The organism is Streptomyces sp. NBC_01261, assembly GCF_036226385.1.
Lineage (GTDB): Bacteria > Actinomycetota > Actinomycetes > Streptomycetales > Streptomycetaceae > Streptomyces.
In genome coordinates this window covers 7,411,764-7,426,257 of record NZ_CP108463.1, presented here as the reverse complement: position 1 = coordinate 7,426,257, position 14,494 = coordinate 7,411,764, and the positions used below count along the sequence as shown (strand labels likewise).

The window sequence follows — 14,494 nt, the reverse complement described above, 5'->3', positions numbered from 1 at the left end:
GCAAGTACCGTTTCTAGCGCGGGAAGTACTGCCTCGGCGTCACCCCGACCACCCGGTGGAACGCCGCCGTGAAGGAACTCGCCGAGGCGTACCCCACCCGTCGCGCCACGGACTCCACCGGCAAGCCCTCGGCGAGGAACGGCAACGCGGCCTGCATCCGCAGCCGTTCCCGCCACTGGCCGAACCCGAGGCCCGTCTCCGCGACGAAGAGGCGGGCCAACGTCCTTGCGCTGGAGCCGACTTGACCGCCGTACTCCGCCAGGGTCCGCCCGTCCGCCGGGTGGGCCCGGAGCACCTCGGCCACCGACCGCGCCCGGGGATCGCGCGGTTGGGGCACGGACACGCTGGTCACCGGCACCGGACGCAGCTCGTCGAGGAGCACCAGCTCGGCGCGCGAACGGGCGTCCGGTGTCAGGTCGGTACGGTCCAGGTGCTCGACGAGCGCCCGGAGAAGCGGGGTGACCGCGACGACGGTGGGGTTCCGCCAGTCGATGTGCGGGCAGCTCACCGGGTCGACGTACGCGCCGCGCATGACGGCGTCGCCCTCCGACTCCGTGGCGTGCGGGACGTCCGCCGGGATCCACAGGGCCAGCGACGGCGGCAGCAGCCAGGTCCCGTGTTCGCCGCGGATCCGGAGCAACCCCCGTTCGGAGCAGGCGAGTTGGTGGACGGGATGCCAGTGCGTGGCGAAGGCCGTCCCGCGTGGCATCGTGAACTGGCCGACGAGGATCGCCGTGTCGAACACGCGGCCCGCACTGTCCCCACGGCCCCCGTGCCACCCGCGCTGTCCGTTCCGCGACATGACACGGCAGCCTAGCCCGTGGCGGACAACCACCCGCCCCGCCTAGCGTCGACGTATGCCGATGAACCGAGCCCACCGCAAGCTGTGCAGCTCCGAGGAATGGGCGCAGACGACGAAGGACCGCATCCTGCCCTGGGCCCTCGAACACGTCGAACTCGGCGCGGACGTACTGGAGATCGGCCCCGGCTACGGCGCCAACCTCCGCGTCCTCGTCGAGCGGGTCGAGCACCTCACCGCCGCCGAGATCGACGCCGAGACCGCACGGCTGCTCCAGTCCCGGTGGGGCGACCGGGCGGCCGTCCTGCACGCGGACGGTGCCGAACTGCCGCTGCCCGACGCGTCGTTACACTCCGTCGTCTGCTTCACGATGCTGCACCACGTGCCCACGACCGCCCACCAGGACCGCATCTTCGCCGAGGCGTTCCGCGTACTGCGCCCCGGCGGCACGTTCGCGGGCAGTGACAGCCAACCCAGCTTCCGTTTCCGGGTGTTGCACTTCCGGGACACGATGAACACCCTCGATCCGGCGACCCTCCCGGCCCGGCTGGAGCGGGCCGGCTTCACGGATGCGACGGTCGATCTGCACCCGGAGAGCGGCGGCCTACGCTTCCGTGCCCGCCGCGCCTGATACCGGCCCGAACCCCGCTACGTACCGCCGCTGCCACGGCGTCTCCACCGCGTGCCGGTCGTAGTGGGCGCGGACGTAGCCGACCGCCTCCCCCGGCGGCACCCCGTCGAGGACCGCGAGGCAGGCGAGCGCCGTACCGGTGCGGCCCCGGCCACCGCCGCAGGCGAGCTCGACGCGCTCGGTGAGCGACCGCTGCCAGGCCTCCGTCAGGATCGCGCGCGTCTCGACGCGATCGGCGGGCAATCGAAAGTCCGGCCAGCGCAACCACCGCGCCTGCCACGGGACTTCGGGCGGTCGCTTCCCGAGCAGATACACGCCGTACGTCGGGTCCGGGCTGTCGGCCGGGAGCGGCCGGCGCAGGCCGCGGCCCCGGACCAGGCGGCCGGAAGGCAGTCGTAGGACACCGGTGGCGGTCGGGTTCCAGAGCTCGGTCATGCGGCCAGCGTAGAGATGGCGGGACGCTCGGCGCCCCCGACCGGCGGTCTCTCACCTCCGAGATGGTGGACCTCACGGTCGAGTTCGTGGATCTCGCGGTCGAGTTCGAGGAGGGCCGCCCGGCGCGTCCACGTCGTCCTCGTGCCGGGTGAGGGCGCGGAAGGTGAGGCCGCCCTCAGGAGGAGCCAACTCGCGCCATTTCATGTGCCATTTCAAACAGCCATTGGTCCGACCTCTGACGGCTACGCCATTCGTGTGTGATGCCTTGACCGCCCCCACGGCCGCTCTTATCGTCGCGCTGACCGCAGGACGTAGGACGTCGTACCTCCTGGAGTAACCATGCGCGAAGACGTGACCCAGAACGTGCCCGCGCTGCACCGCCGGGCGTTCCTGAAGTACTCCGGCGCGCTGGGCGCGGCGGCGGCGATCTCCTCGTCCCTGACGGCCTGTTCGTCGGGGCCGCAGTCGACGAACGACACCAGCGGCGGGGGCACCGGAAAGAACCGGACGCTGACCGCGGTGATCGGCTACGGCAACGACGGCAGCTGGGATCCGACGCAGACGGCGTCCGCGTTCGCCATGGCCGGCAACAACCACATCTACGAGGGGCTGATCGACACCGACCCGATCACCCGCGCGCCCTACCCGGCGCTGGCCACCGCCGTGCCGAAGGACACCGGCGGCACCTCGTGGAAGTTCACGCTGCGGGCGGGCGCCAAGTTCCACGACGGCCAGCCGGTCACCGCCGACGACGTCGTCTTCGTCTTCGACCGCATCCTCGACCCGAAGACGACGACCCTCGCGCAGGGCTTCTTCGCGAGCTGGCTGAAGGAGGTCAGGAAGATCGACGCGCGGAACGTCGAGCTGGTCCTCAAATTCCCCTTCCCTGAAGGGGTTTCACGCCTGACGCTCGCGAAGATCATGCCGAGGCACGTCTTCTCGAAGCCGGGCGCCTGGGACGACGCGATCCAGGGCAAGGCGGTCGGCTCGGGACCGTACCGGCAGACCGCGCACCACCCGAAGTCGAACACGACCTTCGCCGCGTTCGCCGACTACAACGGTCCGCGCCCGCCCGCCTTCAAGACGATGAACTGGCTGACGATCGTGGACGCGGCGCCGCGCGTCGCCAAGATCTCCGGGTCGAGCGCGGGCGCGCAGATCGCCGACAACATCCCCTACGCCAACATCCAGCGGCTGCGCGGCGGCGGGATGACGGTCGCGGGCGGGGCCGGGATGAACAACCTGTTCCTGATGTTCAACACGCGGCACAAGCCCTTCGACGACGTACGGGTGCGCCAGGCACTCCGCTACGCCGTCGACACCGGCAAGATGGTCCAAGTCGCCCTGCGCGGGCACGGAAAGCCGTCCTCGTCGTTCCTCGACACGGGCAACCCCGCCTACCGGCGCGCGAAGACGGTCTACGACTACGACCCCGACAAGGCGAGGGCGCTGCTGAAGGCGGCCGGGGTCAAGGGACTGAAGGTCAACATCCTTGCGGTGAACGTGAGTTGGATCGTCGACTGCCTGCCGACCATCAAGGCGTCCTGGGACGCGATCGGCGTGAGGACGACGCTCTCCCCGCAGGAGACCACGGCCGTCTTCACCAAGATGGACCAGAAGCAGGACTACCAAGTGGTCGCCGCAGCCTCGAACCCCAACCAGTTCGGCCTCGACGCGGACCTGATCATGCACTACAACTACGGCCCGCGGAACCTCTGGATGGGGTACGCCCGTTGGGCCGGGAACTCCGTCGCCGAACAGCTCTTCAGGGACATGGACCTGGCCACGCGGGAACCGGACGCGGCGAAGAAGAAGACGATGATCCAGGACTACATCGACACCGTCGCCGAACAGGCCGTGCTCTACCCGGTCGTCCACAACGAGCTGATGACCGCCTGGGATCCCAAGAAGCTGGCGGGCATAAGGGCGCAGCCCTACCCCGGCATCAATGTCCTCCAGGCCAAGTGGGTCTAGCAGCTCGGGAGTTGGACCATGGTCACCGTCCTCCGGATTCTGGCCCGCCGGATCGTGCTGCTCGTTCCGCTGATGCTCGGCATCGTGCTGTTCGTGTTCCTGGTGATGCGCTTCTCGGACGTCGACCCGGCGTCCGCGTTCTTCCAGGGCGCCAACCCGACACCGCGGCAGCTGCACGACTTCCGTGAGCGGAACGGCCTGCTCGATCCCCTGCCCCTGCGCTACGTCCATTTCGTGGGCGCCCTCCTGCACGGCGACATGGGCACCAGCGCGCTGACCCGGGCACCGGTCGTCGAGCAGGTCACCACCGCACTGCCGCTCACCCTCCAACTCACCTTCCTGGGGCTGGTGATCGCGGTGGTGCTGTCGCTGCTCGGCGGGGTGACGGCGGCCATCTACCGGGACCGGCTGCCCGACCAGATCATCCGGATCGTGTCGCTGACCGGGGTCGCGGCGCCCGGCTTCTGGCTGGCGCTGCTGATGATCCAGTACCTGGCCGTGGACCGGGGCTGGTTCCCGACCGGCGGCTACATCAACCCGGCGGACTCCCTCACCGGCTGGCTCAGGACGATGGCCCTCCCGGCGCTGGCGTTGTCGCTTCCCGTGGCGGCCCAACTCACGCGCATCGTAAGGACGTCGGTGGTCGAGGAGCTGGACAAGGACTACGTCCGGACGGCGATCGGCAGCGGCCTGCCACCGCGGGTGGTGGTCGGCCGGAACGTGCTCCGCAACGCCCTCATGAACCCACTGACCGTACTGGGCCTGCGCGTTGGATACCTGCTCGGCGGTGCGGTCGTCATCGAGACCATCTTCTCCCTCCCCGGGATGGGCAAGTTGATGATCGACGCCGTGCAGAACGGCGACCCGGCCGTCGTCCAGGGCGTGGCGCTCACGACGGCGACCGGGTTCGTCGTCGTGAACCTCGTCATCGACATCCTCTATCTGCTGGTCAACCCCCGCCTGAGGGATGCGTCCTGATGTTCACTCAGTTCTCCCGGTTCTCCCGCAAGGGCCTCGCCGAGACGTTGTCCCGGCCCGGCATCCGGCTGCGCGGCCGGCACCGGCTGCCGCTGCTGTCGAAGGTCGCGGTGTGCTTCCTGGCGGTCGTCGTCCTCGTCGCGCTGTTCGCCCCGCTCCTCGCGCCGGACGACCCGCTCGACCAGCAGCTCCCCGTCGACGGCACCGGACACCCCTCCGCCGGCCACTGGATGGGCCAGGACAGCCTGGGCCGGGACATCCTCAGCAGGCTGATGTACGGCGCCCGTTGGTCCCTCGCGATCGGACTCGGGGCGACCGCGCTGGCCCTCGTCGTCGGCGCGCTGCTCGGGGCCGTCGCGGCGACCTCCCGCAAGGGCGTCGACGAGACGCTGATGCGCTGCCTGGACGTGGTGATGGCGTTCCCCGGCATCGCGCTGGCGGCCGTACTGGTCGCGGTCTTCGGCGGCGGGATCACCGTGCTGATCTGCGCGATCGCGTTCCTGTTCACGCCGCCCGTCGCAAGGGTCGTACGGGCCAACGTACTTGACCAGTACGGCGAGGACTATGTGACGGCTGAGCGCGTGATCGGGGCCCGGACCCCGCACATCGTGGCGCGGCACGTGGCCGTCAACTGCGCCGCTCCGATCCTGGTGTTCTGCACGGTGCAGGTCGCCGAGGCGATCGTCTTCGAGGCGTCGCTGTCGTTCATCGGCGCGGGCGTACGGCCCCCGGACCCTTCCTGGGGCAGTGTCATCGCGGACGGCAAGAACATGGTGCTGACCGGGGGTTGGTGGGCGACGGTCTTCCCCGGCCTGCTGATGCTGGTCACGGTCCTGTCGCTGAACATACTGTCCGAGGGCGTCTCCGACGCGTGGGCGGCACCGGCGCCGCGCGAGGTGGACGTACGGCACGACGAGGACCCGCTGGACGCGCCCGAGCCCGGCAGCGGCGAGGTGCTCCCGCTCCCCGGCCTGACGGAGGCGGCACTACGACTCCGGTCCCGCGCACGGCCGTTGCCCGACCCCGACGGCCAACCGGTCCTGGCGGTCGAGAACTTGGCGATCGGCTTCGAGGGCCGGCACCACGGCGTGGACATCGTCGACGGCATCAGCTTCGAGGTACAGGCGGGCGAAGTCCTGGGCCTGGTGGGCGAGTCGGGCTGCGGCAAGTCGCTCACCGCGCTCGCGGTGATGGGCCTGGAACCGAAGGGCGCGCGGGTACGCGGCCATGTCCGTTTCAACCAGCGGCAGTTGGTGGGCGAGCCGATGCGTGTCCGCCGCAGACTGCTGGGCCACGAGATGGCGATGGTGTACCAGGACGCGTTGTCGTCCCTGAACCCGGCGATGACGATCCGCGCCCAGCTCAAGCAGGTGATACGGCGCGGAGGGCGCCGTGGGGCGGGCGAGTTGCTGACGATGGTCGGCCTCGACCCGGACCGCACGCTGCGCAGCTACCCGCACGAACTCTCCGGCGGCCAGCGCCAACGCGTCCTGATCGCCATGGCGTTGTCCCGCGACCCGAAACTGATCGTCGCCGACGAACCGACGACCGCTCTCGACGTCACCGTGCAGGCGCAGGTCATAGAGCTACTGCTGCGCCTGCGTGCGGAGTTGGGCTTCGCGCTGATCCTCGTCTCGCACGACCTCGCGCTGATCGCCGACGTCACCGACCGGGTGGTGGTGATGTACGGCGGCCAGATCGTGGAGACGGGCGTGACCGCCGACCTGGTCGAGTCACCGGCCCACCACTACACGCGCGGCCTGCTCGGCAGCGTGCTGTCCCTGGAGTCGGCGGCCGAGCGGATGACCCAGATCAAGGGCGTCGTCCCCTCTCCCGCCGACTTCCCGGCCGGCTGCCGCTTCGCGGACCGCTGCCCGCTGGCGAGCAAGCTCTGCCGTACGACGGCGCCGGATCTGGTCGGTCCGCGTACGCATACGGCGGCGTGCCATCACCCGGCGGTCGACCTGGTCACGACGAGCGGGGCGGTCACGTGAGCGGGGTGGCGGTTGAGGGGGGCCGAGTGAGCGGTGCGGGTGGGTTGGGGGGCGGGTTGGGAGTGGGTGGTTCGGGTTGTGTGCGGGGTGCGGGTTCGTGGGGGCTGGTCGCGCAGTTCCCCGCGCCCCTTGGGGGGTTGGGGTGGGGCGGGGTGAAAGGTGCGGGTGGGTGGGGCCGGTCGCGCGGGGGAGCCGTGTATCGATGCGGCTCCGCGCCCCCAAGGACATGAGGGTGGGCGGGGTGAGAGGTGCGGGAGGTGGGCGGGTGAGTGGCACGGGTGTTGAGTTGGAGGGTGGTCAAGTGAGCGGTGTGCTGGTCGAGTTGGCGGATGCCCATGTCGTGCACAAGGCGCGCAGCGGTGGGCTGTTCAGCCGTGACCGGGTCTACGCCCTGACCGGCGCCGATCTCACGATCGCGCCCGGTGAGACGGTCGGGGTGGTCGGTGAGTCCGGCTGCGGAAAGTCCACGCTGGCCAAGGTGTTGGTGGGCGTACAGCGGCCGACGTCCGGCACGGTGTCCTTCCGGGGCCGGGACCTGTGGTCGATGCCGGACGGCGAACGCCGGGCCGCGGTGGGCACCGGCATCGGCATGATCTTCCAGGACCCGTCGACCGCGCTGAACCGGCGGCTGACGATCCGGCAGATACTGCGGGATCCGCTGGACGTGCACCGACGCGGGACGAAGGCCGAACGGGAGGACCGGGTAAGGGAGTTGATGTCGCTGGTGGGCCTCCCGCGCGCGCTGGCGGACGGCCTCCCGGGGCAGCTCTCGGGCGGCCAGCGCCAACGAGTGGCCATCGCACGGGCGTTGGCACTCGACCCCGACCTGGTGGTGGCCGACGAACCGACCAGCGCGCTGGACGTGTCGGTCCGGGCCCAGATCCTCAACCTCCTCCTGGACCTGAAGGAACGGCTCGGTCTGGCGCTGGTGTTCGTGTCCCACGACATCCAGACGGTGCGGCGGATGAGCGACCGGGTGATCACCATGTACCTGGGCCGGATCGTCGAGGAGACCCCGGCCGACCAGGTCACCGACCGGGCGCGGCACCCGTACACCCGGGCCCTGTTCTCGGCGACCCCGGGTCTGCTCCACCCCATCGACCCGATCCCGCTGATCGGACCGGTGCCGTCGGCCACGCGACCGCCGAGCGGCTGCCCGTTCCGCACCCGCTGCTGGAAGGCGGACGACGTCTGCGCCTCCGCCATGCCGGACTTTTCGCCCGCGTCGACGCCAGGACATCGCTACCGCTGCCACCATCCTGTGGAGGAGGACCTGTCGACCCGCGACCTCGTTCGCCAAAGCCGCCCCCTGGAGCCTTCATGACCTTCCCCGCCCCGCTCACCGGTGTCGTACCGCCCGTCTGCACGCCCCTGACACCGGACCGCGAGGTGGACGTCCGTTCCCTCCTCAGGCTTGTCGATCATCTGGTCGGGGCGGGGGTGCACGGGCTGTTTCTGCTCGGGTCGACGTCGGAGGTGGCGTATCTGACGGATCGTCAACGGAGGTATGTCGTTGAGGCGGTGGTGGCTCATGTCGGCGGTCAACTCCCCGTGCTGGCAGGGGCGATCGACATGACCACGCCTCGGGTTCTGGACCATGTGGCCGCTGTGACGGACGCGGGGGCGGACGCGGTGGTAGTGACCGCGCCCTTCTACACGCGCACCCATCCCGCCGAGATCGCCCGCCACTATCGCCTGATCGCCGCCGCGTCCTCGGTCCCCGTGGTCGCCTACGACCTTCCCGCCTCCGTCCATACGAAGCTGCCGTCCGACCTCGTCCTCGAACTCGCCGCCGAGGGGGTTCTGGCCGGCCTCAAGGACTCCAGCGGGGATCTTGGGGGCTTTCGTACGGTCGTCACCGGCGCGCGTGTCCATCCGGACATCACCGGGTTCAGCGTCCTCACCGGGTCCGAACTGTTCGTCGACTCCGCGTTGGCGCTGGGCGCGGACGGGGCGGTGCCCGGTCTCGCCAACGTCGATCCGCACGGGTACGTCCGTCTCGACGCGCTGTGCCGGGCCGGGGACTGGGATCGGGCCCGTGCCGAACAGGAGCGGCTGTGCGCGTTGTTCGGACTGGTCGGTGTTGGTGACCCGGCGCGGATGGGGGGCAGTTCGTCGGCGCTGGGGGCGTTCAAGGCCGCGCTGTGTTTGCGGGGGGTGATCGAGTGCGCGGCGACTGCGGAGCCTCAGGTGGGGTTGTCCGCGGGTGAGGTGGAGCGGGTGGGGAAGTTTTTGGCGGGGGCGGGGTTGCTGTAGCGGGGTTTCCCACCCACCCACTCACCCAGCTCAGCCACCCCCACCCGCCGGAACTCGATCGTGTCGTACGCACTCCCCACCCCCGTCTCATAAAGCACCCCAACAGCGCCCCCACCCACAGCCACCAAATCCGAATACCCCGCCCACTCCCCCGACAACGTAACCGCCTTCACAAAACGCCCCCCACCATCCCCGCTCCGCCAAATCGCCATCCCCTCCCGCACATGGGGAACAGAGGGCGCCGAGAACAACAACGGGGCCCCATCCCCCGGCAGTTGAAGAACGCTCCCCTCCACCACAGGCACGTCGTCCAACGTGGGCTGGACCGCGTAGGGCCGATCGAGGGTCACACCCCCGTCACTGGAGTACGTGTCGAGCCGATTCCCCGCACTCGTCCCCAGTTGGTCACGGGAGCTGAAGTACAGCCTGCCGTCAGGGAGTTCGGCCGCCGACGACTCGTTCGCGTTGTCGACCCCGTCGTACGTGGCGTCCACGAACCCCACCCGCCACGTCTCACCCCCGTCGTCGCTGTAGAGGGCATGCCCTCCGTAGTACTTCGCCTCCTGCCCCGTGTCACTCGACCCGGCGGTAGGCGCGGCGGAGTGGTTCGCCGGGATCACCAAACGCCCCGCATGAGCACCTCGCGTAAGCGCGACCGCGTGCCCCGGCCCCGTCGCGTACCACCGCCAACTCGGCAGCTTCACCTCCCCCGTGATGTCCCGAGGAGCCGTGAAGGTCCGTCCGTCGTCCCAGCTCCGCTGTACGAACACCCGGCGGCTCTGTTCTGCCGTGACCTCGCCCCGCATGATCTGGCCCTCGGTGACAGCGCCGCTGTTGTACGAGGTGACGAGCACGATCGCGCCGGTGCGCGGGTCGACGACGGGCGCCGGGTTGCCCCGGGTGTCCCCGTCCCCCGCCGCCACCACCGACAACGGACCCCACGTGCAGCCCCCGTCGGTGGAGCGCCGTAGGACGACGTCGATGTTGCCGGTGTCGCCCGCGCTGTTGTGGCGTCCCTCGGCGAAGGCGAGGACGGTGCCCCGGCCGGTGACGACGGTCGCCGGGATGCGGTAGGTGTCGTAGCCGCCGCTTCCGGAGACGTAGGGCACGGAGGACGTGCAGCCGGAGCGCGCGGAGGCGTTCGCGGCGAAGGTGATCGGAGCGACCAGGACGGCTGCTACGAGGAGCGTGCGGCTCAGGATGGTCATCGCTCTCCCTCATGGAGGTCGCTCTCATGGAGGTCTCCCCCATGAAGGTCCCCCTCACGGACGTCGCCTCACGGAGGTCGCGCCCGCCGAACGACGCCGACCTGTCTGTCCGTCACAGCCTCCCCGGCGTCACCATCCCGGACTCGTACGCCACGATCACCAATTGCGCCCGGTCGCGCGCCCCCAGCTTGCCCATGATGCGGCTGACGTGCGTCTTCGCGGTGAGCGGACTCAGGCCCAACGCTTCGGCCACCTCGGTGTTGTTGAGGCCGCGCGCGACCAGCGCGAGGACTCCGCGTTCGCGTGCGGAGAGGCATGCGGGGCCGCCGGTGGCGGGCGCGACGGGGGTGCGCAGGAAGCGGGCGATCAGCCGGGACGTGGGGCCCGGCGACAGCAGCGCCTCTCCGGCCGCCACCGTGCGGATCGCGTCGAGGAGTTCGGCCGGACGGGTGTCCTTGACCAGGAATCCGGACGCGCCGGCACGCAGCGCGTCCACGACGTTCTCGTCCGTGTCGTAGGTCGTCAGGACGAGGATCCGCACCCCGGCGAGGTCCTCGTCGGCCGCGATCAGACGGGTCGCCTCGATGCCGTCCAGGTCCGGCATGCGGATGTCCATCAGGACGAGGTCGGCGCGCGTCGTACGGGCGAGCGCGACCGCCTCGCGTCCGGTCGCGGCCTGCCCCACGACCTCCATGTCCCGCGCCGACTCGACGAGCATCGCGAACGCGGCCCGTACGAGGGTCTGGTCGTCGGCGAGGAGCACCCGGATGGCGGTGGCGGTCATCGTGCCTCCTCCTCTTCCCGCGCCCGCAGCGGCAGTACGGCGCTCACCGCGAAGCCCGCCCGTTCGTCCAGCGGCCCGGCGTCCAGCGTGCCGCCGACGCTGCGGACCCGTTCCCGCATGCCGACAAGACCGAAGCCGGGGGTGCCGTCACCGGTGCCCGCGCCGTCGTCCGTGACGTCCACGCGGAGGGCGCCGTCGCGCTCGTGCACACCGACCCGGACCGTGAGATCCGCGCGCCCGCCATGTCGTACGGCATTGGTGAGTGCCTCCTGGACTATCCGGTACGCCGCCGCGCCCACCGCCGCCGGGATGCCCGCCCCGGTCCCCACCGACAGGTCCACCCTCGCCCCCGCCGCACGGGCCGTTGCGGCGAGGTCGGGCAGTCCGTCGAGGCCGGGCAGTGGGCCGCGCTGGTCGGGTGGACCGTGTTCGTCGTCGAGGGGACCGCGGTCGCGGAGCACCTCCAGCGTGGTGCGCAGTTCACCGCGTGCGCTGCGGCAGGTGTCGGCGATGTCGTCGAGGGCTTTCGCTACCGCGGCCCGGTCCAGGCGGCCGGGGTCCTCGGCCAGCACGTGCGCGGCCACCGACGTCTGGACGCCGATGAGGGTGATGCTGTGCGCGAGCAGGTCGTGCAGGTCGCGGGCGATGCGCAGGCGTTCCTCGGCGACGCGGCGGCGGGCCTCCTCCTCGCGGGTGCGTTCGGCGCGCTCGGCGCGTTCCAGGGCCGCCTCCGTCAGCTGACGGTGGACGCGGAGGTAGCCGCCGAGGACGAGCATCGACACGATCCACCCGGTGATCTGGAAGCTCACGGCGACCCCCGCCATACCGTGGCCCGCCTTCAGCACCAGCATCAGCGCGACCACCGCACAGCCGATGGTCACCGTCCGCCGGGTGCTCCCCGTGACGGCCACCGTGTACAGGAGAACCATGGAGGCGGCGGTCGGCGCCGAGTGGTCGTACTCCTGCTGGTGATAGAACGCGATCAGCGGGATCATCAGGCACAGCACCGTCAGCGGGGCCCGGCGCCGCCACGCCAGCGGGACGTGCAGCGCGAGCAGCAGCGTCCAGCCGAGCGCGTCCGGCCGCCGTCCGCTGCCGAAACTGACGGCGACGACGGACGCGAGCACGGCGAGCCCGACGGCGAGGAACACGTCCTGCCGCCGGGCACTCAGTCTCGTCGCCTGCACGGGGTTCATCCTCCACCGGTCCCGTACGAGCCCCTCACACCGGCTCCGGCTGCCGCTCCGGACGTACGGCCTCGGGCTCCCTCGACAGCCGCCCCGGCCACCACACCTTCCGCCGCAGCAGCACACTCGCGCTGGTCACCAGGTACGTCCGCACGAGGAAGGTGTCCAGCAGCACGCCCACCGCGATCACGAAGCCCAGCTCGACGAGTTGCACGAGCCCCATGTTCGTCAGCACCGCGAAGGTCGCCGCCAGGACCAGCCCGGCGGAGGCGATGACCCCGCCCGTGGTCCGCAGGGCGGTCAGGGCGGCGGCGACCGGTTCGGCGCCCCGGCTCGCCTCCTCCCGCATCCGGTGCATGAGGAAGATGCCGTAGTCGACGCCCAAGGCCACCAGGAAGACGAAGGACAGCAGCCCAAGCCCCGGATCGGTCCCGGCGAAGCCGAACACCGGCCCGAACACCAGCCCGCCGATGCCAAGTGCCGCGCCCCACACCGCGATCACGGCGGCCACCAGCATCAACGGCGCGACCAGCGACCGCAGCAGCACGATCAGGATCAGCAGCACGGACACGAGCACGATCGGCACGACGACCATCCGGTCCCGCGCGTTGGTGTCCCGGAGGTCCAACTGCTGAGCGCTCGGCCCACCGACATACGACCCCTTGAGCGTGTGCCGCAGGTCGGTGATCGTGCGCGTCTCGGCCGCCGACTGCGGCACGCCCACGGCGGTGACGGAGATCTCCGTCCACCCCTTTCCGCTACGGCCCTCCTGGGCGCCCGCGACACCGTGCGTGGCCCGGATCGTGGCGAGGGTCGCGTCGGCGCGGGCGGCCGGGGTGACGACGTCGATGGGCTGCGCGGAGCGTTCGGGGTAGGCCGCGGCGAGGGTGCGCATCGCGGTGACGGAGTCGGGGCGGTCGACGAAGGAGTCGTCCTGCTTGAGGGAGCCGGGGAGGTTCAGGGTGCCCAGGGCGAGTGCGCCCAGTACGGCGGCGCCGGCCACGAGGACGAGCAGCGGACGGCGTCCGGCCGATCTGCCCATCGCGGTGAAAGGGGACCGGCGGGCCTTGGGCGTGGAGCCGTGCGCCGGGACGAGCGGCCAGAAGACGCGGCGGCCCAGGAGGACGAGGAGCGCGGGGAGAAGGGTGAGCATCGCGGCCAGCGCGGACAGAACCCCGACCGTGCCCAACGGGCCCATTCCGCGGCTGGAGTTGAGGTCGGCGGCGAGCAGGCAGAGCAGGCCCGCGGCGACCGTGCCGGAGGAGGCGAGCACGGCGGGGCCGCAGCCGCGCAGGGCGGCGCGCATCGCGTCGTAGGGGCGCTCGACGCGGCGGAGTTCCTCGCGGTAGCGGGAGATGAGCAGGAGGGCGTAGTCGGTGCCCGCGCCGAAGACGAGGATGGTCATCACGCCCGTGCTCTGGCCCGAAATGGTGGTCCCGAAGGCGTGGTTGAGGCCGTAGGAGATGCCCATGGAGAGGAAGTCGCCCACTCCGGCGACCGCGAGCGGGACCAGCCAGAGGACCGGGCTGCGGTAGATGATGATCAGGAGGACGGCGACGACGGCGACGGTCGTGTAGAGCAGGGGGCCGCCGAGCGAGTCGAAGACCTTGCCGGAGTCGGTGGCCAGGGCGCCGGGGCCGCCGACGTCGACCGTCAACCCGCCGGTGCCGTGGGCGACTTGGCGGATGTCGTCGACAAGGGCGGTGCGCCTCTTCTCGTCGGTGCCGGGCCAGTTGCTGGTGACCGGGTACATGAGCGTGGTGCCGTCGGCGGAGGGGACGCCGTGGGGTGTGGCGGCCGGCGGGTGCAACGTGCCGATCCGCGCGAGCTGTTGGGCCGCCGTGGCCTTGTCGGTGGCCGTGAGTCCGGTGTCGCGGTGGTAGACGAGGACCAGTTCGGTGCTCTGGCCGCCCGGCAACTCCTGCTGGATCCTGGCGACTTGGGTGGAGTCGGCGCTCGCGGGCAGATAGTCGGTCACTCTGTCGTGCGTGACGTCGCCGAGCTTCGACGCGAACGGCGAGGCGAGCGCGAGCACCCCGATCCAGAGCGCGAGCATCACCCAGGGGATGGCTCGTCGGCGTGTGCTGTTCCTCTGTTCGGCCCCCATGGAACGGGCCCCCCTCCGGCGCGGATGTCTGGTTGCGCTCTCCAGACTTCCGGCGCGGGAGGGGCGAATCGTCGCGCGGGAGGGCGAGTTCGGGACTACTGCCAGGGGTGTCCGCGCGGCCGTGTTACTCCCTGGGGAGTA

12 protein-coding genes are annotated in these 14,494 nt (G+C 70.8%); 6 read left to right on the top strand and 6 right to left on the bottom strand.

Annotated elements, in window-relative coordinates; genetic code table 11:
- Window positions 1–13: 13 nt before the first annotated feature.
- Entirely contained in the window at window positions 14–802 is a 789-nt protein-coding gene (locus OG226_RS33035) for an AraC family transcriptional regulator (protein ID WP_329350936.1), read from the bottom strand.
- A 55-nt stretch (window positions 803–857) separates the two neighbouring features.
- Between OG226_RS33035 and OG226_RS33030 the strand changes: the two genes are divergently transcribed.
- Window positions 858–1,430 carry a class I SAM-dependent methyltransferase gene (locus OG226_RS33030; RefSeq protein WP_329350935.1) on the top strand — a complete coding sequence of 191 codons (573 nt, stop codon included), beginning with the start codon at window positions 858–860 and terminating at the stop codon, window positions 1,428–1,430.
- On the opposite strand, the gene OG226_RS33025 is transcribed toward OG226_RS33030, so the two are convergent.
- A complete protein-coding gene (locus tag OG226_RS33025; RefSeq protein ID WP_328683450.1) occupies window positions 1,404–1,865 on the bottom strand; it encodes a phosphatase domain-containing protein in 462 nt (153 codons plus the stop codon). The genes OG226_RS33030 and OG226_RS33025 overlap by 27 nt on opposite strands.
- Window positions 1,866–2,204: 339 nt before the next feature.
- On the opposite strand from OG226_RS33025, the gene OG226_RS33020 reads away from it, so the two are divergent.
- From OG226_RS33020 to OG226_RS33000, 5 genes are all read left to right on the top strand, one after another.
- The gene (locus tag OG226_RS33020) at window positions 2,205–3,839 is read left to right on the top strand and encodes an ABC transporter substrate-binding protein (protein WP_329350934.1); all 1,635 of its coding nucleotides are present in this window, start codon (window positions 2,205–2,207) and stop codon (window positions 3,837–3,839) included.
- Window positions 3,840–3,857: 18 nt separating this feature from the next.
- Window positions 3,858–4,817 (top strand): ABC transporter permease, encoded by a 960-nt coding sequence (locus tag OG226_RS33015; protein WP_329350933.1) that lies wholly within the window; start codon window positions 3,858–3,860, stop codon window positions 4,815–4,817.
- Entirely contained in the window at window positions 4,817–6,811 is a 1,995-nt protein-coding gene (locus OG226_RS33010; RefSeq protein WP_329350932.1) for a dipeptide/oligopeptide/nickel ABC transporter permease/ATP-binding protein, read from the top strand. Before OG226_RS33015 ends, OG226_RS33010 begins: the two co-directional genes overlap by 1 nt.
- Before the next feature lie 226 nt (window positions 6,812–7,037).
- Window positions 7,038–8,135, top strand: coding sequence for an oligopeptide/dipeptide ABC transporter ATP-binding protein (locus tag OG226_RS33005; RefSeq protein ID WP_443067016.1), 1,098 nt, complete (start codon window positions 7,038–7,040; stop codon window positions 8,133–8,135).
- A complete protein-coding gene (locus OG226_RS33000; protein ID WP_329350930.1) occupies window positions 8,132–9,067 on the top strand; it encodes a dihydrodipicolinate synthase family protein in 936 nt (311 codons plus the stop codon). The genes OG226_RS33005 and OG226_RS33000 overlap by 4 nt, the downstream gene beginning before the upstream one ends.
- On the opposite strand, the gene OG226_RS32995 is transcribed toward OG226_RS33000, so the two are convergent.
- The 4 genes from OG226_RS32995 to OG226_RS32980 all read right to left on the bottom strand — a co-directional run bounded on the left by OG226_RS32995 (window position 8,998) and on the right by OG226_RS32980 (window position 14,353).
- Entirely contained in the window at window positions 8,998–10,275 is a 1,278-nt protein-coding gene (locus tag OG226_RS32995) for a sialidase family protein (RefSeq protein WP_329350929.1), read from the bottom strand. The genes OG226_RS33000 and OG226_RS32995 overlap by 70 nt on opposite strands.
- 112 nt (window positions 10,276–10,387) lie before the next feature.
- The gene (locus tag OG226_RS32990) at window positions 10,388–11,059 is read right to left on the bottom strand and encodes a response regulator transcription factor (RefSeq protein ID WP_329350928.1); all 672 of its coding nucleotides are present in this window, start codon (window positions 11,057–11,059) and stop codon (window positions 10,388–10,390) included.
- Window positions 11,056–12,255: a sensor histidine kinase gene (locus tag OG226_RS32985; protein ID WP_443044823.1), complete on the bottom strand. Its 1,200-nt coding sequence runs from the start codon at window positions 12,253–12,255 to the stop codon at window positions 11,056–11,058. Before OG226_RS32985 ends, OG226_RS32990 begins: the two co-directional genes overlap by 4 nt.
- A 25-nt stretch (window positions 12,256–12,280) precedes the next feature.
- Window positions 12,281–14,353 carry an MMPL family transporter gene (locus tag OG226_RS32980; protein WP_329350927.1) on the bottom strand — a complete coding sequence of 691 codons (2,073 nt, stop codon included), beginning with the start codon at window positions 14,351–14,353 and terminating at the stop codon, window positions 12,281–12,283.
- Between the last annotated feature and the right edge of the window lie 141 nt (window positions 14,354–14,494).